This is a genomic window from Parapedobacter sp. (assembly GCF_035556095.1).
Taxonomy (GTDB): Bacteria; Bacteroidota; Bacteroidia; order Sphingobacteriales; family Sphingobacteriaceae; genus Parapedobacter.
In genome coordinates this window covers 21,858-43,396 of sequence record NZ_DATMFT010000032.1, presented here as the reverse complement: position 1 = coordinate 43,396, position 21,539 = coordinate 21,858, and the positions used below count along the sequence as shown (strand labels likewise).

Below are 21,539 nucleotides of genomic sequence, written 5' to 3'. Positions count from 1 at the left end.
TTATGAAAAATTTTTCTCGACATACCACCGCCGCTGTCCTGATCGGGATGGGTTTCCTATTGGTGTCAGCCTGTCAAAAGGACTATGAGGCTGCGCCACTAGAAAATGTAACCATCGAATATGTATTCGATCCGCTCGATTCACTGGGCACGAATGCCGGCCGGTTCCTAAATTCGATGTATGCGGACATGTTCCCGCGGGATGTCAACATCAACCGTGTTGGCGGCAATTTGCTTGATGCAGCCAGCGACGACGCCATCCCCTCCAATATCGAAGAAACCGATGTGAGCCGTTTGGGCCGAGGGCAATACAATGCCTATGACCGCGTAGACTCCGATATGATCTGGGGCATCTGTTACCGCAATATACGGGCTGCCAGTATTTTTATCAACAACATCGATGTGGTACCGATTAATGACAGTAAATTCGATCCCCTTCCGGCCGGCTTGACCGTTAAGCGTACCTGGAAAGCTGAAGCCCGCTTCCTACGGGCGTTGGCCTATTTTGAGCTGGTCAAGCGGTACGGTGGCATCACGCTGATGGGCGACCACGTATTGGAGCTGGGCGACAATGTCGAGCTGCCACGTCATTCGTTTGAATCGTGCATCGAATACATCGTATCGGAGATGGATGCCATTCAGGATAGCCTACTATCGTATCCCGTACCCAGCGCTTCGCGCAACAGCCACCGGGTAACCAAAGGCTCGGCGATGGCTCTTAAAGCGCGTGCGCTGTTGTATGCAGCGAGTCCGCTGTTCAACGGGGGCAATATCGATGAAGGTAATCCGCTCACCGGTTATACGTCATTTGACGTGCAACGGTGGGTACGCGCCGCAGCTGCTTCCGAAGCCATCATTGATCTGGGAACCTACGGATTGGCAAACGATGTTACTGACCTGTTTGTCAGTCAGTATAATCAGGAAATGCTGTTCTTTAAACAATGGGGAAATAACCGCAACGTAGAAAATGCCAACGGCCCTTACGGGTTCGGCACCCAAATCGGCGGCGAAGGCCGTACCAGTCCCACGCAGGAACTGGTTGACGCGTTTCCGATGAACGACGGTGAACCCACGGCAACCTCCGACGACTATAACCCGAATAACCCGTACGCCAACCGTGATCCACGTCTTGCACGCACGATACTGTACAACGGTGCGAGATGGCTTGGCAATAACCTGGAAATGTTTGAGGGAGGCCGCAATAAGCCGGGTGGTACAGCCATGCAAACCCGCACAGGCTATTACCTCCGCAAGTTTATGGGGCATTTTGAGGAAGCATCGCAGTACAGTGACGTACAGCGCGACTATATCCTCTTCCGGTATACGGAGGTCATCCTGAACTATGTGGAAGCTAAAAATGAAGCCGAAGGGCCAAGCCAGGAGCTGGTCGACTACCTCAAATCCTTACGGGAGCGAGCTGGCATCCTGCCCGGCGAGGACGGCAACTATGGTATCCCCGCCAATCCATCACAGGACCAGCTCCGCGACTTCGTCCGCAATGAGCGGCGGTTGGAGCTGGCCTTTGAAGAGCACCGGTATTGGGATATCAGGCGATGGAAGATCGCCGAAGAGGTGATGAATGAGCCCTTGCATGGTATGCAAATTGTTCAAACCGGCGGCCTGTTGACCCACAGCCGGGTGCCGGTGTTTGAGCCGCGATTCGAAACCAATATGTACCTGTATCCGATACCGGACAGCGAAGTGCTGAAAAACAGCCAGCTGCAGCAAAATCCCGGATGGAACTAACGAATAATCAGTGTTAACGGCATAAGTTTAAAAGACATGAACAATATACGATTTGCCTTGCTTTTGGTAGCAACCGTGTTCTTCCATCAAGGCCTTTTCGCCCAACAGCGTATAGTCTCCGGAACCGTCCGCGACTTGGGTGGCGTGCTGTCAGGCGCCACCATCCACGAAAAGGGCGTAGAAAAAAATAGTACCGCTTCCGACGCAAACGGGCGCTTCCGATTGGTACTCACCGGCAGCAGCAATACCATCGTTGTGCGCCTCTTGGGGTTTGCAGAGAGTGAGGTGGACGTTGCCGGCAGGGAACATATCGACGTGACGTTGCAGACGTCCAACCAAGGGCTGGACGAAGTTGTCGTCGTTGGTTTCGGCACCAAAAAGAAAATCACCAATACCGGTGCGGTCAGCTCGGTTTCGGGATCGGAAATCCGCAATGTCCCCACGGCCAACGTTCAAAACACGCTGATGGGCCGGATGCCCGGCTTTGTGGCCCAACAACGTTCGGGGCAACCCGGTCGCGACGCATCCGACTTTTTTATCCGTGGAGTGAGCTCGTTGAATAACGAAGGCAACAGGCCGCTCATTATCGTAGACGATATTGAATATTCATACGATCAGTTGCAACAAATCAACGTCAACGAAATCGAGAATATCTCCATTCTCAAGGACGCGTCGACTACCGCCATTTACGGGATCAAAGGTGCAAACGGCGTACTCGTTGTCACTACCCGCCGTGGCAGCGACGGCCGGCCACAGGTAAATCTCCGGGTGGAAACCGGACTGCAAAGCCCTGTCCGCCAACCGAAATTCCTTAACTCGCATGATGCCGCTGTATTGATTAATGAGGCATATACCAACGACGGCCAGCCGCCGAAATTCACCGACCTCGATCTGGAGCTATTCCGTAGCGGAGCGGATCCCTACGGGCATCCCGATGTAAATTGGTATGAGGCGATTTTCAAAACTATGGCTACCCAGACCAATTCGAACATCGATTTTTCGGGAGGCTCCGACGCTTTGCGTTACTTCGTGTCCGGCGGTGCACTCACCCAGGGCGGCCTTGTCCGCCATTTCGAAGACCCCTACAATGAAGTGAATACCAATTACTTTTTCAGGCGTTACAACTTCAGGTCCAACCTCGACCTGAAAGCCACCGAGACGCTGCAACTGCGGTTTGACCTCAGCACACGGTTTGCCGATATCAATCAGCCCCAATCGCTTAATGCGGTGGGCGAAATCTATGATTTCAGTAAAATCACACCATTTTCCGCACCCTTTATGAATCCGAATGGCAGTTATGCTTATGCCTATTCTGACTTTAACCCCGATGCGCTACCAACGCTCAATGCGCGTTTGGCCAACGGAGGGTACAGCCGTACCAAGCGCACGGATTACAATGCCCTGCTGCAAGCCACTCAGCAACTGCATTTCCTCACTAAAGGGCTATCACTGACGGCCCGCGTTGCCTATGGGGGCGTTGAGGAATACGCGCGGAATCTCTTCCGGGAGGATCTGCCGCCGTCTTATCATTACGATAGCCACATGGACAGTTACCTCGTGGACCCCCGCGGAAAATACGTGCTGGCGCCATATGCGGTGACGGGCAATACGAACCAGTATTACCGCAACCTGAACCTTCAGGGCTTTATGAACTACGACCGCACGTTTGGCGACCATCAAATCAGCTCCCTGCTGCTCTTTAACCAGCAGAGCGTATCGTCCGGTGCCGACGTGCCGGCCAACTTCCGGGGCACATCGGTCAAAGTAGGGTACTATTACAAAAACAAGTACCTCATCGATATCAATACCGCCTACAACGGCACCGACCGCTTCGATGAAGCTAACCGCTATGGCTGGTTTCCGGCCATTGGGCTGGGATGGGTGGCGTCCGAGGAGCGCTTTATCAAAGACAACGTCTCGTGGATCGAACTATTGAAAGTCAGGGGTTCTTTCGGGCTGGTGGGCTCCGACATTACCAGCGGCGGGCGCTACCTCTATAACCAGGTTTATAATTCATCCGGTGGCTATGTGTTCGGTGATAATGGCGGCGATGTAGGCACCATTGCAGAAGGCGAACTGGGCAATGCTTCCGTAACGTGGGAAAAGGAAATAAAACGAAACATCGGATTGGAAATCAATTTGTTTCGCCAGAAGTTCAGTCTCACGGTTGACTATTTTTACAACACCCGATTTGATCAGCTCACCTATCGGGGGTCCATACCGTCGATCCTCGGCATCGGCTTTGCGCCTACCAACGTCGCGCGGACCATCAACCGTGGCATAGACGGCATGCTTGGCTACCGCGGGCAGGTGGGTGAACTATCACTCAGCAGTAACCTGGTATTTCAAATTTTCAAAAACAAAATCCTGTTCCAGGACGAGGCATTGCCCGCATTCCCATGGCTTGCACGTACCGGCAGGGCGATAAACCAACCGTTTGGCTATACATTTGACGGGTTTTACACCGAGGCCGATGTGGCCACAATTTATACCGGCGACGGCGTTGCTCCGGCGGGGCAACGCCCGGCCATACCCCTTTACGGGCTGGACGCATCGGGCGAAGGGGGTATCCAGCCGGGCGACCTGAAGTACCGCGACCTCAATGAAGACGGGTTCATCGACGAACGTGATATGGGCGCTATCGGGAAACCTAACCTACCGAGCTCCGTACTCGGCCTTACGCTGGGTGCCAACTACCGGGGGTTCAGTTTGAACGTCCTGTTCCAGGGGTCATTCAACTACAGTTTCAGCGTTATCGGTACGGGGATCGAAGCCTTCCAGAGCCAGTTCCAACCGATCCACCAGCAGCGCTGGACGCCCGAGAATGCCAGCGATGCGTTATTCCCGCGGTTGTCGCGCAACCCGACAACCGTAAACAGTGCCCGCGCGTATATGTCTGATTTCTGGCTTATCGATGCACAGTACCTCCGGCTGAAGACCGTTGATATGGGGTATCAGTTTCCAAGCAACCGCCTTCCGCTGGGGTTAAACAACCTGCGGTTGTACCTAAGCGCGTATAACTTGTTTACCTGGACCAATTACAACAAATACCAGCAGGACCCTGAAATATCAAGCAACTCCGCGGGTGACGCTTACTTCAACCAACGCGTGGTTAATTTGGGGGTTCAGATTGGATTTTAGCGATAACAAACAACGACTATTATGAGAATTACATTCATCATCTTCGCGGCACTACTTCAATCCGTTCAGGCGAAACAGCCCGATTTGGTACGCTATGTGAATACCCTGCAAGGTACCTATTCCAATCCGCAACTCTCCTACGGCAACACCTACCCAACCACCGGTATGCCCTTCGCCCAACACTTTTTCTCGGCGCAGACTGGTAAAAATGGAGACGGCTGGAAATACAAGTATACCGATACGACCATCCGCGGATTCCAGCAGGTACACCAGTGTAGCCCATGGATGAATGACTATGCCGTCTTTTCACTCATGCCGGTAACCGGCACCTTGCAGGTACACGAAGACGACCGGGCCAGCACGTTCAGCCACGACAACGAAGAGGGAAAGCCCCACTATTACCGCGTAAAGTTCGACAATGGCATACAGACAGAAATCGCACCCGTGGAGCGTGGTGCGCACATGCGGTTTTCCTTTCCCAAGCGGCAAGATGCTTACCTCGTGTTTGACGGCTTCCTAAAAGAGGCATCCATTACCATTCTACCCGACCAGCGTCGTATTATCGGTTACGTGCGGAATGGGCTTTTCATTCCCGAAAACTTCAAGAACTTCTTTGTATTGGAATTTGACCAGCCCTTTACCGCGCATGGCACATGGTCGGTAGATCAACCCGAACCCACCGCCGGCCAAACCATGATTGCCGGCGAGAAGGTGGGTGCTTACCTGGCGTTCAAACCCGGTGCTACCGTGCAGGTGAAGCTTGCATCATCGTATATCAGTCCGGAACAGGCTGAGCTCAATTGGCAGCGTGAATTGGGCAGCCACAAAAACCTGGAGGCAACCAAAGCTGCGGGTGCGGCAGTTTGGAACAAGCAACTGGGACGTATTATCGTAGAGGGTGGCTCTGAAGAAGACAAAGCCACATTTTACTCGTGCCTGTTCCGTGCCAACCTGTTTTCCCGCAAGTTCTATGAACTTGATGAAGCCGGCGAACCCATCTATTTCAGCCCCTATGACGGAAAAATCCACAGCGGCTATATGTATACCGATAATGGATTTTGGGATACCTTCCGAGCGCAGTTTCCGCTCAACAACATCCTGCACCGCGAAATGCAGGGCCGATATATGCAGTCGCTCCTGGACGCGTATGACCAATCTGGATGGTTGCCTACCTGGTCAAATCCGGGCATGTCGGGCGTCATGATCGGCAATCACGCCATCTCTTTGCTCACCGATGCGTGGGTGAAAGGCGTTCGCGGTTTCGACCCCGAAAAAGCACTTGAGGCCTACCTGCATGAGGCGACCAACGCCGGATTCTTCGGTGGCTCCAACGGGCGCCAAGGTTGGGAAAGCTACTTTATCAGAGGCTTCATTCCTTATGGCGACATCCATGAAACCACGGCCAAAACCCTTGAATACGCGTACAATGATTTTTGCGGTTATACGCTAGCCAAGGCAACCGGCAACGAAAACTACGCCTCCATCTTCGAACGGCAGATGTACAATTACCGCTACGTATGGGATCCGGAGGTCGGGTTTATGCGCGGGCGCACCGAAGATGGCCAATGGATGCCAAACTTTGACCCCATTGAATGGGGAGGCCCGTTTACCGAAGCCAATTCGTGGCAGTATTCGTGGTCGGTTTTCCACGACCTCGACGGCCTGGCTAACCTCATGGGCGGGGAGCAAGCTTTTGTAAGCAAGTTAGACTCGTTTTTTACGATGCATTCGGAATTTAAGGTGGGTACCTACGGCAGGGAGATCCATGAAATGACCGAGATGGTATTGGCCGGCATGGGGCAATACGCACATGGCAATCAGCCCGTTCAGCACGTAGCCTATGCCTACAATTATGCCGGACAGCCCTGGAAAACCCAACACCGTGTCCGTACGATTATGCAAAAATTATATAATGCAACGCCCAAGGGCTTTCCGGGCGATGAGGACCAAGGCGGGATGTCGTCGTGGTATGTGCTCAGCGCTTTGGGGATATACAGTGTTTGCCCGGGGACTACGCAGTATAACATCGGAAGTCCGGTGTTCTGCAAGGCGACTATTACCTTGGAAAATGGCGCGCAATTTATCATTGAGGCACAAGACAACAGCACAGAAAACGTGTATATCCAGTCGGCGAGCCTGAATGGTGTGCCTTTGAAGAAAAATTGGATCGACTCTCAGGATATCTTGCAGGGCGGCGTGTTGAAATTCCAAATGGGTAATCAACCCAATAAAGAAAGAGGAACACGCCAAGAAGATCGGCCGTTTTCTTTAACAAGTATGGAACGTTAATGAAGGTAATACCAACCGCATAAGTGAAATCGTTATGAACATATTAAAGGTTTTCATTTGTTGTGCATTTTCGTTTCCGGCAGTCGGTTTTGCTGCGTTAACGGATAGTTTACGGTTGGCGGACGCCTTACAGAGTAACATGGTTATCCAACAGAATAAGCCGTTTAAGGTGTGGGGTAAGGCCGCACCCGGTCAGCAAGTGGTCATCGATGCCGACTGGACCGGCTCGTCGACAACCATCCAAGCAGACCGTGATGGCGGTTTTATGGGGCTCATTCCGGTGCCACAAGCGGAAAAAAGTAAATTCACGGCCCATCAGATACGAGTGGTTGCCGGCGATGAGCAAGTGGAACTGAACAACCTGTTGATCGGTGACGTTTGGATTTGCAGTGGGCAATCCAACATGCAGTTCCCTGTCCGTGAGATGGTTGATGCCGAAGCAGTTCTTTCAACAGCCGATCAGCCGCACATCAGGTTGTTGAACGTCGGGTTGAATTTTAGCGAAACGCCGTTGGAAAATTTTCACGGCAGCTGGCAGGTCTGTTCACCTGAAATCGCTAAAGATTTCAGTGCCGTCGGTTATTCGTTCGGTAAAAAGCTATCCGATAGTCTGGATATCCCCATTGGTTTGATTTTTACCGGGATCGGTGCATCCAGTGTCCAAGCCTATATTCCAAAAAAAGATCTGGCAAATGATGCGATGCTCCATAAAGCCTATTTACAGCCCTATTTGGCCGACCCCAAGTCGAAGCAACCGGTAGACGGTGGTTTCTCTTTTGAAAAGGTAATGCGGCCCTACCTTCTATATAATGCCATGGTTCATCCGCTCATTAATTTGTCCATCAGGGGATTTATCTGGTACCAAGGCGAGGCAAACCATTTGGAAAGGGAATCGTACGTGCGCGCAACCCAGACGTTGATCAACAGTTGGCGGAGAGACTTTTCGCAGGGCCAATTGCCATTCTATTACGTGCAAATAGCACCGTATTTCCACGACCATGAAAATCCGGAACTGGCGTTTGACGCTTATTTCAGAGAAGCACAGGAAAAAGTAGCCGAGCTCAACAACACTTATATGGTGAGTACGATGGATGTGGGGGAAGCGAAAGACCTGCATCCGAAGCGTAAAAAGCCGGTTGGCGAACGGTTGGCCGCGGTGGCCCTTAATCGCACATATAACCGATTGGAGGTCGTTTACCGAGGCCCGGTTGTGGATGATGTACGGTTTGAGGGGAACAGGGCATATGTGTATTTTGAGCCGGAAACGTTGGGGAGTGGCCTCCGCACCAACGACGGTGAACAACCTCGGTTTTTCTATGTGGCGGGGGATGACCGGGTGTTCCATCCGGCGGAAGCGAAACTCGACGGCGACCGCATCGTGGTGGAAAGCGATCGGGTAAACCACATCGTTTCCGTGAGGTACGCCTTCTTTAATTACCCCATTACCAATCTGGAGAACAAGGAAGGGTTTCCGGCGCTTCCTTTCCGAACCGATGCATGGGCGGAAGAACGGAATGATTGATGAACCGGGGTGTTATGGAGAATTGGAATATTGAATGATAGAACGAAATAAATGAAGAAACAATTGTTTGCGGCGCTCCTTTTTTGCTTGGTAGGAGTTCCTTGTGCAGTGGTTGCCCAAGAGGCTTACTTTATCGACGGCTACCATGGGGGTGTTTATGGGCACTATCCCATGGGACAAACCGATTTTATAAACAAAATGCTGCAGCGGTACTCCGACTGGCGCGTCAACATGGAAGTGGAGCCAGAGACGTGGGATGCGGTGAAGTTGCGCGATCCAGCCGCATATGAGGCCTTTAAAAAAATGTTTGAAGACCAATCGGCCAGCACGGGGCGGATCGAGTATGTAAACCCCACGTATGCACAGAGTTACCTTTTCGCCACTTCGGGGGAGAGTAACATCCGCCAGTTTTCGTATGGCATCGAACTGTTGCGAAAGCACTTCCCGTCGGCGGTGTTTACCACCTACTCGGCCGAGGAGCCTTGCTTTACCAGCTCGCTGCCGTATATTCTGAAATCATTTGGTTTTAAATACGCGTCTACTAAAAGCCCGAATACCATGTGGGGCGGTTACACCAGGGCGTATGGTGGAGAACTGGTTAATTGGATCGGGCCGGACGGCACCGCCATCACGACGGTGCCCCGGTATGCTATCGAAGATTTCCAACCCGGATCCACTTGGCAGAGTATTGCGTGGTATAATAGCAACGATTACATCCGGAAGGCGCTCGATGCCGGAATAGCGCATCCCGTAGGGATGACCATTCAGGATGCGGCCTGGAGCCACGGATGGGCAAAAGGGCCGTGGCTGGGGCAGGATACCACGAAGTTTTATACGCCTACACGGTACACCACTTGGCGCGACTATATCGCCAATTATTCCATCGGCACCCCCGATGAAGATTGGCATTTTAGCCAGGAAGACGTGTTGACCAGCCTGATGTGGGGCAGTGAAGTGATGAATACCCTGGCGCAGGAAGTGCGGCAGGCGGAGAACGATATCGTTCAGGCCGAGAAAATGGCTGCGTTTGCCACCTTGACCGGCAACATGCGGTGGCCCGAGGGCCTGATCGATGAGGGGTGGATTAAACTGCTGCTTTCACAGCACCACGATTGCTGGATTGTACCGTATAACAACCTCCATAGCGGGCGTACGTGGGCGCAACACGTGACGGAGTGGACCGGTGTAACCTACCAGAACAGCCGCGTGGTCGTCGACCGCTCGTTGAACGCCTTAAAGGGGGAGCGCGGGCAAAACAACGCCGTCAGGTTGTTCAACACGTTGGCGGTCGACCGGAATGAAGTGGCACGGGTGGAGGTGCCCTCCAACTGGAGCCGCCGCACGTGGGAGGTGGTCGACCAGCAGGGTAAGGCATATCCCACCCAATTTATAAAAGAAGACGGAAGCACCTGGATGTTGTTCGGGGCAAACGTGCCATCTTTCGGCTATTCCACTTACACCATCCAGGAGAAGGAAATGGCCGCTGAAAGTGAGTTATTGTTCCGTCGGGAAAACGGTAAATATGTACTTGAGAGCGATCTGTATCGGCTGGCCATTGACCCCAATAAAGGTGGTGTCATCGAAAGTCTGATCGCCAAGAAGCTCAACAACAAAGCGTATGTCGACACTGCCAGCCCTTGGCATTTCAACGAACTCAGGGGTTACTTCGGTGAGGAGGAAAGGTTTATATCCAGTGCCGAACAACCTGCGGAAGTACGCGTAGTGGAAAACGGTCCGCTATTGCTGCACGTGGCAATCGATGGTTTTATCGGTGAACACCCCTTTACCCAGACCATCAAGCTTCGGTATAACGACGAAAAAATCGACATGGGTGTATCAATCGATTGGCAAAGCAACCCCGCCATCGGCGAAACTGGTATTCCTTTCAGTGCCGAAAATCCACGGAAAGCATTCTATGACGATCGCTATAAGCTGTTGGTTTGTTTTCCCGCGGCCATCAACGATCAGCAAATCTACAAGAATGCACCCTTTGATGTGAGCAAAAGCCAATTGGAAAACACCCATTTCAATCGGTGGGATGAAATCAAGCATAACATTTTGCTGAACTGGGTGGACCTCGGCAGCAACAGCCAGGACAACAGCCTCGCCCTGTTTACCGATCATACGACCAGTTACGTGCACGGCAGTGACCACCCGTTGGCGCTGACCCTGCAATACTCGGGGAAAGGCCTGTGGGGCAGGGATTATGCCATTACCGGGCCAACCGATATTTCGTACAGTCTGCTCCCGCATGCCGGTCAATGGGATGACGACCGGATTTGGACCGCGGGTGAACGGGCAAATGAGCCCCTCGTGGCGACGTTGGTAGCGGGAGGGGCCGGTGTCGCTCCGCAACGATCATACCTTTCCATCCAGGATAATGCCTACGAGCTGGTATCCATGGAGATGAAAGACGAAGATCTGTACATCCGGCTGTTCAATGCGCAAAGCGTGGCTGGCGACAAGCAAATCATTTTTGGCGGGAAATCGGAAGCGGTTGAATGGGTGGAGCTGAACGGCGAAACGGCCGAGGTTGCTCAATCGCACACGGATGGGCGGGGTGTTGTCCTTACGGCTAGTATTCCCCGCTTCGGTATCCGGACCCTCAAACTCAGCAATGCCAAGATAGAATAAGTGGCTTTACCGAGCCAAAGTTACGCGGTGCAGCAAAGATGATAGCGTTATTCGTAAAAGCCCGTCAGAAAGGGAAAAGCAAGGGCAATAAAAACACCATGACCAAGGCGAAAAGTAATTGCAACGGTAGTCCTACTTTAATGTAATCCATAAAGGCATACCGCCCGGCCGACATAACCAACGCATTGGGCGGCGTAGAAAATGGACTGGCAAAACACATACTTGCCGCCACCGTCACCGCAAAGAGAAACGGATATGGGCTCACATCGATGGTTGTGGCCGATTGGATGGCTATTGGCGCGAACAGCACGGCCGTTGCCGTATTGTTGATGAATAGCGTGAGGGCCGAGGTGGCTAAGTAGATGCCGCCAAGCAAGTAGGTGGGGCCGAGACCACCCAATGTGTCCACCAGTGCGGTCGCGATACGCGCGGAGACACCGGTTTTTTCAAGGGCGAGCGACATGGGAAGCATCGCACCAATCAGCAGGATGCTTTCCCAGTTAATGGTCTGGTAGGCCGCTTCGATATTCCGGAGACACCCAGTAAGCACAATCAGGATAGCCGCCAGCATAACCGCAGTTACTGCTGGGAAGATATTGAACGCCATGGCCAATACCATGCCCAGCATAATAAGGGCAGCTAACGGCGCTTTATGGTCGATCGTTACGTTGGATGCTTCGGAGAGGGGCTGGCCCAAGACAACAAGATCAACGGTCTCTTCATCCAACCGGGCAATGTCTTCCCACCGTCCCTGCACCAATAACGCATCTCCGGCAAGGATCCGTTGGTCCTTAAGATCGGTTACCACATAACGTCGATTGCGGTGGATGCCCAGGATATTGATGTGGTAGTTCTCGCGTAGGGCGGAATGTCTTACGAGTTTGTTGACCAGCTTGGCGTTGGAAAGCACGACAACCTCCGCAATGCCGATTTCGTCAAACAGCAGCTCGCCGGTGTAGGGCCTCCCGAGGTCACCATCTTTCCCATCTGCCCATGAAAGCTGGTGGTGTTCAACAAATTGCCGGATGTTTTCGGGATCACCCGATAGATAGAGGATATCGGTCTCGTTTATTATCGTATCCGGCGATACCAGCTTCTGGATGATGGGCTTGGCAAATAACCGCTTGCGCCTTACGGCTCTGGTGATGCCGAGAATAGTGATTCGGTAATGAGCGGCGGCCTTCAATTCACGTAACTGTTTGTTGACGACATCTGATTTCCCCTGTACTTTTACCCGGTAGAGGTTATTGGCGAGCTGGTATGCTTCTACAAGATCTTTTAACGAGCGTCTGTTGTTTTTCTTGCCATCGCCCTTTGGTTTGTTCGAAAGCAACAGGCGACTCAGTGGCCATAGCGCCACGATTCCGATGGCGATGACAATGAGACCCAATGGCGTGAAAGCGAAGAAAGATAAGGCACCATATCCCGCCTTGTCCAATTCATTGCTGATAACCAAGTTGGGGGGCGTACCGATCAGCGTCAGCATGCCGCCCATACTGCTGGCGAACGCAAGGGGCATGAGCAGTCGGCTGGGGTTGACTTGGGTGGCGGCAGCGAGGCTAACCACGATGGGTAGCATCAGTGCGATGGTGCCCGTATTACTCACGAAACCGCCGATTGCCGAGGTGGTCAGCATCAGTAATAGATAAATCCAAAACGGGTTGGTGCCGGCAACATTCATGATTTTGTTGCTCACCATATTGGCCAGGCCAGTCTGGATGATCCCGCCGCCGACCACAAAAAGCCCGATCATCATGACGACGATGGGATTGGAGAAACCCGACAGCGCCTCCTCGGGAGTCAGGATGTTGAATAGCATGAGGGAGGCCAATGCGCAGAGTGCAACGAGGTCTGCGCGCACTTTTCCGCTGACAAAAAAGACGACAGATATACCCAAAGCGACCAACGTGATAATCATAATGCGTGTTTCCCCGCACAAGATTAATACTAATTGTAATCTGTTCAAAACGAACGCCATTAAAAATCTGTCAACACACCATGGTTTCACAAAACGTGTCTCGAAAGACATCTACTTGCATATAAATGTAAGTTTGTAATTAATAAGGAAAATGTATACGACGTTTCACTTAAGTTCCGCTGAAAATGTGAATACGGATCTTCTGGATGCGATCAAAGCAGCTTTTAAATCAAAAGCTATTACGATACTCGCTTTATTTCATCATTAATGAAAGGACGCTGGTCGTTAGGGTGCTTTCGTCCTTCCATGACAAAAGGAATCCAAAAAGCAGACCTAGAATATAAGAGTCTACCAACGCTTACCCCACCAATAAATCCGGGAACACCCCGAGCAACCATACCGCAACGGTAAGCAGCACCGCCACCCACAGGATGGAATGGCGCAGCGGTTTCACTTCCGACTCGCTCTCCGCCGACTTTAAAAAGGCGTGCAATGGTATTTTGAAATAATAGAACAGGGACACAACGGTCGTGAGTGCACCCACAATCAATAGCAAAACCATTCCGATATCACCGGTAGCCTGCCAACTATGGAATACCGCGGTGAATACGAGTAGCTTGGCTACGAAGCCCGAAGTAGGAGGGATGCCCGTAAGCGATATCATCAGCAGGGTAAAACACACCAGCGCCAAAGGCATTGTTTTACCTAAGCCGCCGTACTGTTTTACATCTATCGCTCCAGTACGCGACTCGATGTAGCCGGTAATCATGAATACCCCCATATTCATCAGGGCATAAACCACCAGGTAAAATAACAGTGCCGTATAATCTTGCGACGAATAAGCCAGCACAGCCATAATCAGGAACCCGGTGTGGCCGATGGAGGAATAGGCCATCATCCGCTTCACATCGGTCTGGCGTAGTGCCGCCAGATTGCCCCATAGCATCGTCACTGCGGCTGTGGCTACCAGCATGAGTTGCAGGTTCCGATAAGGAAGACTATCCGCAGGCCATGCACACAGGATGTTAGCCAGCAAGGCAATCCCCGCGATTTTCGGAGCGGTAGAAAGGAATCCAGTCACCGGCGTGGGTGCCCCTTGGTATACATCGGGCGTCCAGAAGTGGAAAGGCACGAAGGTGAGCTTGAACCCGATGCCCGTGAATACAAATAAGAGGGCGATGGTAACCAGCAACGGAGGCATCGCGTTAAGGCCCTCGATATGCTGGGCCGATGTATAATCGAGATTGCCGGTAAAGCCATATAAGAGCGACATCCCGTACAGCATCACGGCAGAGCATACGGCCCCGAATAGTACGTACTTCATTGCGGCTTCGGTCTGCCGAGAATCTTTCGCGAGATACCCCACCATGAGGTAAGAGCCGATCGAGACCATTTCGATGGCAATGAATGTCATCAGCCAATGGGTAGCAAGTGCCATCAGGTTGAGGCCAATATGGGTGGCTAGCAAGATGCTGTAGAGGTCGGCGGTTTTTTTGCTATGTGTCCTGAAATCGGGGCTGGTATTTACGAACAAGGCAAATAGTAAACAAACCCCAGAGATCAGTATGCGCATGTACTGCCCGAACATATCGGTTGATACCATGCCAAATAATAACCCCTCGGCACTCGGTGTGCCCATTAAGAATCCACTGGCCAATGCGGAAATGACTATTCCGGTTATCGTAACGGAAAATGAGCCGTGGCGCCACAGCCGGTCGACAAACAATCCGGTGAGGATGCTCACCACGAATGCTGCAATCAGCACCAGCTCAGGGGCCAGCGCGGGTAATCCGCTGACGATGTGGTCCAGTCTTTCGCTTATATCGGGTAGAAGTTCGGTCACGTTAACTATCAACTATCAATTATAAACTATCAACTCTACAAGCGCCAACACCGAAGCGTTGATTTTGTCCAATGCAAGGGCAGGGTATATACCCAGCGCCAGCGCAAGCACCAGCATGGGCACCATAATCACCGTTTCACGTGGCGATGCGTCGGTCAATGCTTCAGACCACGCCGTGCCACCTTTGAGGCGCGGTTGGCCGAAAAACATCCGTTGCAGCGTCCAAAGGAAATATGCCGCGCTGAGCAGGATACCCACGGAGCCGGCGATGGCCATCCATCGGGGAAGCAAACCGTTTACGCTTTCCGCATTGAACGCACCGATGATGACGAACACCTCGCCGATGAATGCCGAAAACCCGGGCAAGCCCAGCGATGCGAAAAAGGCGATCGCGACAAATACCGTATAGCGTGGCATCAGCGTGGCCAATCCACGGAAATGGTAGATACCGCGGTCATGCACCCGGTCGTAAAGCATGCCCACGAGGAAAAACAGGGCGGCCGACAGGAACCCGTGGCTGATCATCTGGAATAGCGCACCTGCCGTACCTTCTGTGGTGAATGAGGCTACACCCAGCAGTACAAACCCCATGTGCGATACCGATGAATAAGCAATCATGCGCTTCAGGTCGCGCTGTGCCAGGGCAACGAGTGCGCCGTAGATGATGGACACTACGCCGATCAGGCCGAGCCACCAGGCGGATTGCATCGCCGCATCGGGGAATATGCTAAAGCAGATGCGTAAGATGCCATAGCCCCCCACCTTTAGCAGGATGCCTGCCAAAATGATGGAAATCGGGGTGGGCGCTTCCACGTGTGCGTCGGGCAGCCAGGTATGCAGCGGTACGATGGGCACCTTGATGGCGAAGGCAACGAACAGCACGATGAACCCAAGCAGCCGCGCCGGGATGCCGAACAACTCCTGGTTGGCCAAGGCGGAGAAGAATGATCCGGGCACGTAATTGGCCGGGTCCATCATGTGGAGCATGTTGAAGGTGTGCGCACCCGTTTCGGGGTTGGTCACCGAAAAATACAGCCCTACGATGATGAGCAGCATGAACACCGAGCCGAACAGCGTGTATAGGAAGAACTTGATAGCCGCATATTCCCGCCGGGCACCGCCCCATATGCCGATAAGGAAATACAGCGGCAGCAGCATCAATTCATAAAAGATGTAGAAGAGGAAGAAGTCGAGCGCCGAGAATACCCCCATCACCGCCATATCGAGGATCATCAGCAGCACAAAGTAGCCCTTCGCGCTTTTCTGCACATTCCATGAGGCACCGATTGCAATGACCATCACTAAGGCAGATAGGAAGAGCAACGGCATGGAAAGGCCATCCACCCCGATGAAATAATCGATTTCCAAGCGACCTAAGTTACCCATGTCGAGCCGTATCCAGGGGATATGGTCCACGAATTGGTATAGGCGTTCTTGGGAGATGCCCGCGCCCTTGGGGTGGAACAGGTAATACATGCCGCCGCTCAATACCAACTGCAATACGCCGGTGGCGAGTGCGATGTATTTATAGGCATTCCGCTTGCCGGCAGGAACAACGAACATCACTGTGGCGGCGACGAGCGGCAAGAAAATAAGTATGGTTAATAGATGCGGGTTCATGCTTGCACGATAATATGATATAGCAAAATCACCAAAATAACTAAAAAGAGGCTAGCGAAATAGCCTTGCAGGCGGCCGGTCTGTGTGCGCCGTACCACGTTGCCCACCCCCCAGGCCAATTTGCCGATGAGCCGGACCAGACCATCCACGATACGCTGATCCACCCATCCGGCGGCGGATGCGAGGCTACGCCCCAATGCGGTCAATCCATGCACGAGGCCATCCACAATATAGGTGTCTAGCCAACGCAGCACACCAGCAAACCGCAGGACAGTACCAACCACGAACCGGTCGTACAAGCCATCCAAGTACCCCTGGTGGAACGACAGCCGATAAAGCGGGCCATCCGTCTTCGCGGTGTATTTCCCTCCCACGTACCAACGCCATACCCACACGGCAACCGCCAGCGTAGCGAATGCTGCTCCTACGGGAATGACGATGTGTAGTAAGGGGAGCGATGGCCACGGTTTCGACACTGCGATTCCCTGCAACAGCCACACGTGCCCGTCATTCAGCGGATGCAGGGTGAACAGCGGGAAGAGCGAACAGGCGGCCAAAAACAACATCGGCCCAACCATCCATGCAGAGGGATCGTGCAGTTTGGCCTGGCCGTTGGCCAACGCCGGCGTGGCGGCAGTACCGAAAAACACCTTCGCCAGCAGGCGAAAGATGTAAAAGCTGGTGAGCACGCTCACGAAAGCCAATACATACGGTATGATGTGGGCTGCGCCCTGATGCAATGCTGCCCATTCGAAGGCATGGACCAACAGGGCATCCTTGGAAAGGTACCCCGAAGTAAGCGGGAAGCCCACCAACGCAAGCGAAGCAATCAGCATGGTTGCAAAGGTGACGGGCATATACCGGCGCAGGCCACCCATGTTGCGGATGTCTTGCGGGTCGATGCCAAGCCGGTGCTTATCGTTGAGGTGCTGCATCTCATGGATGATGGCGCCCGCGCAGAGAAACAGCAAACATTTGAAAAACGCATGCGTGGCTAAATGGAACAGTGCGATGGGATATAGGCCAATGCCGATGCCGACCATCATGAAGCCCAGTTGCGACACAGTTGAAAAGGCCAATATTTTCTTGATGTCGAATTGGGTAAGCGCGAAATAAGCAGCAACCAAGGCGGTTACCGTACCTGTGGTGGCGATGACCAATAAAACGGTGTCGTCAAACACCGGAAAGATGCGTGCCAGCAGGAACACACCTGCGGCGACCATCGTAGCCGCGTGGATGAGTGAGGATACCGAAGTTGGGCCTTCCATCGCCGCAGGTAGCCACACATGCAGCGGAAACTGGGCCGACTTGGCCATGGCACCGAGGAAAAAAGCCAGTCCGGCCACCGTAAGCCAACCGGCGGGCAGCTCGCTTTGTGCCACGATGCCCGGCGTATCTGCACCCGCAGGGGTTGCAAAAATCCCTTGCGGCCCGAAAAGGGTGTTGATGTCGAGCGTACCGAAGCCGCTGTACAGGATGGCGAAACCGATAAGGAAACCGATATCTCCGATACGGTTGATAATAAATGCGCGTTTGTTGGCCTGCACCGCGGCATCCTTGGTAAACCAGAAACCGATAAGCAGGTAGGACGCAAAGCCCACGAGCTCCCAACACATATAGAGCAGCAGCAGGTTGTCAGCGATGACCAATCCGAACATCGCCGCACAGAAGAGGCTGAGGTAGGTCCAATACCGGTGGATGCCCGGATCGTCCTTCATGTAAGCCACCGAATAAATATGTACGGGAAGGGCCACGACGGCGACTAACAGCAACATCAGTACGGCGATATTATCCAAAAGCACGCCCACGTGGAAGGCCTGCTCACCGATAATGAACCACCGCCATTGGGCGTGGATGGGGTCCCCGCCCCACACGTTGGCAAAGGCATAACCCGCGGTAACGACGCTCAGCGCAATCGCCGTAATGGAAATAGCCCCACTTTTGGCCCTTCTACCGGCTATGGCCGACAACAGGAAGCCAATGAACGGCAGCAAAACCGTCGCAAGTGCGGCCAGGAGTGGATATGTCGTTGTCGGTAGCGTCAAGGGTAGCCTAATCTTTTAATTGGTTGATATCTTCGGGATTGATGGTTTTATAGTGCTTATATACATTTAGTATGATGGCAAGGGCTACGGCGACGCCAGCGGCAGCCAGCACGATGGCAAAAAGCGCGAAGGCCTGGCCGCCGTACCGTTCAGCATCATAGCGCCCGAAAGCGACGAGGTTGAGGATAGCCGCGTTGATCATCAGCTCGATGCCCACCAATACCATAATCGCATTGCGGCGTGCCATAACGGCATACAGGCCGATGGAAAAAAGGCATGCCCCAACAACAAGGAAATGGGTAAGCGTAATCATGGCCTATCCTCCTTCCGGGTAAGATGAGCCGCGCCGACCAACGCCATCATGAGCAATACGGAAATCACTTCGAAAGGCAAAAGGTAGCGCGTCATCAGTTGGATGCCGATATGCTGGATGGTACTGTCGGCCGGTGCGATGGTGGTACCCTCTCGTTGGGCAACCGCGATCCAAGCGGGCTGTTGCGCCCCCAGTTGTAACGATGCGTACACGAGGATGGCAAGGAAACTGACCGAAATCAAAATGGCCTGCCATACCGGTAAGGCAAAAAAGTGCGCCGTACCGGTTTGCAGCTGGTCCAGCAATGTTTTGTTGGACAACATGAACGCGAAGAGCATCAGCACCAATACCCCGCCTACGTAAATAAGTATCTGTGTGATGGCCACAAAATCGGCCAATGCGAAGACGTACAGGCCAGCAACGGAAAAAAGCACAATAAAAAACAGGAACAAGGCTCTTGCCAGATTATGCATGCTGACCAGGATAACGGCCGAGCCGATGGCGATTATTGAAAAGGCGTAGAATACGAGTGCTTGCATCTATTTCTTTTTTGCCGCCTCCTTTTCAGCTTGGAACTTGGTCCATTCCCGTTTCTTTTCTTCGACCTCTTCCGCTGTCATATCGGCGAAGGAGTAGGTCAACTCCGCCAAATTGGTCATGCTCCTGTCGTATTGGTCGGTCATGGTGATGCATTCCGTGGGGCACACCACCGTGCATAAGCCACAATACATACATTTGGCCATATCAATATCGAATTGTGCGGCATAAAGGCGTTTTACGCTGCCATCGGATGTTTTTCCGATGACATCCGTAGCCTTTACCGACTCGATGGTAATGCAATCCACCGGGCAGGCTTTGGCACAAAGGTCACAGACGATGCAGTCGTCGATTTCGACATCCAGCTGGTAACGGGCTACCTCGGGGATAGGCATTTTTTCTTTTGGGAACTGCACCGTGGTGACGCCCCCCTGCTGGTCAAAATAATCAGCCTTACGTACATCCCTTGTGCCGCGCGACCGCCGCGCACCGAAGAGGTGCGCAAGGGTTACTGCCAGTCCCTTTGCTGCGGTGACGAATGCATGTATGGTTATTTTAAACATTTATTAGTACGTAAGTATTTAGTATTTCTGTACAGTGTCTAATGTCTGTTGTCTAATGTCTGTTGTCTCAATCCTAAACCATCACCCAAACCCGCCATATCCCCGAAACGGCCATACACAGGAATGCCAGTGGTGTAAGCACTTTCCAGCAGAGTGCCATCAGCTGGTCGGCGCGCAACCGGGGCAATGTCCACCGGATCCACATCTGTATACCCACGATGAGCAGGGTTTTCGAGAGCGTCCAAAAAACACCCCATGCCAACCCGGTAGTCCAGTCGGCCAGTTTTACCACACCTACGTTGGGCAACGGCGTGTTCCATCCACCGAGGAACACCACTACACCGATCATGGCCACGAGGAACATCATGGCATACTCAGCGAGGAAAATAAAGGCGAAACGGAGTCCGCCGTACTCGGTATGGAATCCGCCTACCAGTTCCGATTCGGCTTCCGGTATGTCAAACGGCGCACGGTTGCACTCGGCGAGGGAGGCGATGAAAAAAATCACGTATGCCAACAACAGGTGCGGTGCTTGGAAAACGTTCCAGGCGAACAGTCCACCGATACGTGTTACATCCCATACTCCGGCAAACAACAAGCGCTCGGCAGTTTGTATACCTTGATTGATCACGATTTCGCGGAGATCGAGCGTCTGCGTAATCATGATGGCGGCAATCAGCGCCAAGCCCGAAGGAATCTCATAGGAGACAATCTGCGCCACGGCCCGCATGGACCCCAGCAGCGAAAATTTATTGTTTGAGCCCCAGCCCGCCATCAATAAGCCAATAGCATCGACAGATATAATGGCAATCACGAAAAACAATCCGAGGTAGAGACCGGATGGAGCCATACCAGGCGCCCAGGGCATCACAGCGAAGCCGAGGAATACGGCAATGAAAATAATGACGGGTGCGGCGGCGAAGAGGACCCTATCAGCAGCGGCGGGTGTGATGTACTCTTTCTGGATAAGCTTCAAGATATCGGCAAGAGTTTGCAGGCTACCATATCGTCCAGTTTCCATCGGGCCGAGCCGGTCTTGCACAAATCCCGCTATTTTACGCTCGCTGTAGACCGCAAACAACGTAAAGCCGGCAATGAAGCCGAATAGGATGGCACCGATAAGAAGGTATGTAAGGTAAAAAGCCACGTTTCGTTACCTGAAAAATATCGTGCAAACATAAGGATTTGACAGGATAATATATAGTAAACAGCACAATATATAGTGAATTAGTAGATTATTTTATTTGTGAGTCCATCCCGGTCGGAGCTGATCTTGCATCAAGCCCACTATCTTAAGCTTGCTGTTATTACCGCAAACCTATTGACCCCGGCGTTGAAGCTAAAAAGCAGCACTTTGCGAAGAAGGCAT

At 52.7% G+C, this 21,539-nt stretch carries 13 protein-coding genes; 5 read left to right on the top strand and 8 right to left on the bottom strand.

Going from position 1 to position 21,539, the window contains the following annotated elements:
* Positions 1 to 2 precede the first annotated feature (2 nt).
* The 5 genes from VNQ80_RS19595 to VNQ80_RS19575 are packed head-to-tail and all read left to right on the top strand — an operon-like array spanning position 3 to position 11,331.
* Positions 3 to 1,745, top strand: a complete 1,743-nt coding sequence (locus VNQ80_RS19595) for a RagB/SusD family nutrient uptake outer membrane protein (protein WP_325641887.1) — start codon at positions 3 to 5, stop codon at positions 1,743 to 1,745.
* A gap of 36 nt (positions 1,746 to 1,781) precedes the next feature.
* Positions 1,782 to 4,886, top strand: a complete 3,105-nt coding sequence (locus VNQ80_RS19590) for a TonB-dependent receptor (RefSeq protein ID WP_325641885.1) — start codon at positions 1,782 to 1,784, stop codon at positions 4,884 to 4,886.
* 21 nt (positions 4,887 to 4,907) lie between these two features.
* Positions 4,908 to 7,175, top strand: a complete 2,268-nt coding sequence (locus tag VNQ80_RS19585; protein ID WP_325641883.1) for a GH92 family glycosyl hydrolase — start codon at positions 4,908 to 4,910, stop codon at positions 7,173 to 7,175.
* 34 nt (positions 7,176 to 7,209) lie between these two features.
* Positions 7,210 to 8,697 carry a sialate O-acetylesterase gene (locus tag VNQ80_RS19580; RefSeq protein WP_325641881.1) on the top strand — a complete coding sequence of 496 codons (1,488 nt, stop codon included), beginning with the start codon at positions 7,210 to 7,212 and terminating at the stop codon, positions 8,695 to 8,697.
* A gap of 51 nt (positions 8,698 to 8,748) precedes the next feature.
* Complete coding sequence (locus VNQ80_RS19575; RefSeq protein ID WP_325641878.1) at positions 8,749 to 11,331, top strand: glycoside hydrolase family 38 C-terminal domain-containing protein; 2,583 nt, start codon at positions 8,749 to 8,751, stop codon at positions 11,329 to 11,331.
* Between the two features lie 64 nt (positions 11,332 to 11,395).
* Here the strand turns inward: VNQ80_RS19575 and VNQ80_RS19570 are convergent, their stop codons facing one another.
* The 8 genes from VNQ80_RS19570 to nuoH form a co-directional block, all read right to left on the bottom strand.
* Positions 11,396 to 13,249: an SLC13 family permease gene (locus VNQ80_RS19570; protein ID WP_325641876.1), complete on the bottom strand. Its 1,854-nt coding sequence runs from the start codon at positions 13,247 to 13,249 to the stop codon at positions 11,396 to 11,398.
* 358 nt (positions 13,250 to 13,607) lie between these two features.
* Complete coding sequence (locus VNQ80_RS19565; protein WP_325641874.1) at positions 13,608 to 15,092, bottom strand: NADH-quinone oxidoreductase subunit N; 1,485 nt, start codon at positions 15,090 to 15,092, stop codon at positions 13,608 to 13,610.
* Between the two features lie 15 nt (positions 15,093 to 15,107).
* Positions 15,108 to 16,712: an NADH-quinone oxidoreductase subunit M gene (locus VNQ80_RS19560; RefSeq protein WP_325641872.1), complete on the bottom strand. Its 1,605-nt coding sequence runs from the start codon at positions 16,710 to 16,712 to the stop codon at positions 15,108 to 15,110.
* Entirely contained in the window at positions 16,709 to 18,757 is a 2,049-nt protein-coding gene (locus tag VNQ80_RS19555; protein WP_325641870.1) for an NADH-quinone oxidoreductase subunit L, read from the bottom strand. The genes VNQ80_RS19560 and VNQ80_RS19555 overlap by 4 nt, the downstream gene beginning before the upstream one ends.
* 7 nt (positions 18,758 to 18,764) lie before the next feature.
* Positions 18,765 to 19,070 carry an NADH-quinone oxidoreductase subunit NuoK gene (gene nuoK, locus VNQ80_RS19550; RefSeq protein ID WP_325641868.1) on the bottom strand — a complete coding sequence of 102 codons (306 nt, stop codon included), beginning with the start codon at positions 19,068 to 19,070 and terminating at the stop codon, positions 18,765 to 18,767.
* Positions 19,067 to 19,609: an NADH-quinone oxidoreductase subunit J gene (locus VNQ80_RS19545; RefSeq protein WP_325641866.1), complete on the bottom strand. Its 543-nt coding sequence runs from the start codon at positions 19,607 to 19,609 to the stop codon at positions 19,067 to 19,069. Before VNQ80_RS19545 ends, nuoK begins: the two co-directional genes overlap by 4 nt.
* Positions 19,610 to 20,170, bottom strand: coding sequence for a 4Fe-4S binding protein (locus tag VNQ80_RS19540; protein ID WP_325641864.1), 561 nt, complete (start codon positions 20,168 to 20,170; stop codon positions 19,610 to 19,612).
* Positions 20,171 to 20,243: 73 nt separating this feature from the next.
* Positions 20,244 to 21,317 carry an NADH-quinone oxidoreductase subunit NuoH gene (nuoH, locus tag VNQ80_RS19535; protein ID WP_325641862.1) on the bottom strand — a complete coding sequence of 358 codons (1,074 nt, stop codon included), beginning with the start codon at positions 21,315 to 21,317 and terminating at the stop codon, positions 20,244 to 20,246.
* Between the last annotated feature and the right edge of the window lie 222 nt (positions 21,318 to 21,539).

What these genes read in the sequence shown, in the direction of transcription:
- VNQ80_RS19595 (WP_325641887.1), top strand. Translation starts at nt 3, where the DNA reads ATGAAAAATTTTTCTCGACATACCACCGCCGCTGTCCTGATCGGGATG.
- VNQ80_RS19590 (WP_325641885.1), top strand. Translation starts at nt 1,782, where the DNA reads ATGAACAATATACGATTTGCCTTGCTTTTGGTAGCAACCGTGTTCTTC.
- VNQ80_RS19585 (WP_325641883.1), top strand. Translation starts at nt 4,908, where the DNA reads ATGAGAATTACATTCATCATCTTCGCGGCACTACTTCAATCCGTTCAG.
- VNQ80_RS19580 (WP_325641881.1), top strand. Translation starts at nt 7,210, where the DNA reads ATGAACATATTAAAGGTTTTCATTTGTTGTGCATTTTCGTTTCCGGCA.
- VNQ80_RS19575 (WP_325641878.1), top strand. Translation starts at nt 8,749, where the DNA reads ATGAAGAAACAATTGTTTGCGGCGCTCCTTTTTTGCTTGGTAGGAGTT.
- VNQ80_RS19570 (WP_325641876.1), bottom strand. Translation starts at nt 13,249, where the DNA reads ATGATTATCACGTTGGTCGCTTTGGGTATATCTGTCGTCTTTTTTGTC.
- VNQ80_RS19560 (WP_325641872.1), bottom strand. Translation starts at nt 16,712, where the DNA reads ATGAACCCGCATCTATTAACCATACTTATTTTCTTGCCGCTCGTCGCC.
- nuoK (WP_325641868.1), bottom strand. Translation starts at nt 19,070, where the DNA reads ATGATTACGCTTACCCATTTCCTTGTTGTTGGGGCATGCCTTTTTTCC.
- VNQ80_RS19545 (WP_325641866.1), bottom strand. Translation starts at nt 19,609, where the DNA reads ATGCAAGCACTCGTATTCTACGCCTTTTCAATAATCGCCATCGGCTCG.
- VNQ80_RS19540 (WP_325641864.1), bottom strand. Translation starts at nt 20,170, where the DNA reads ATGTTTAAAATAACCATACATGCATTCGTCACCGCAGCAAAGGGACTG.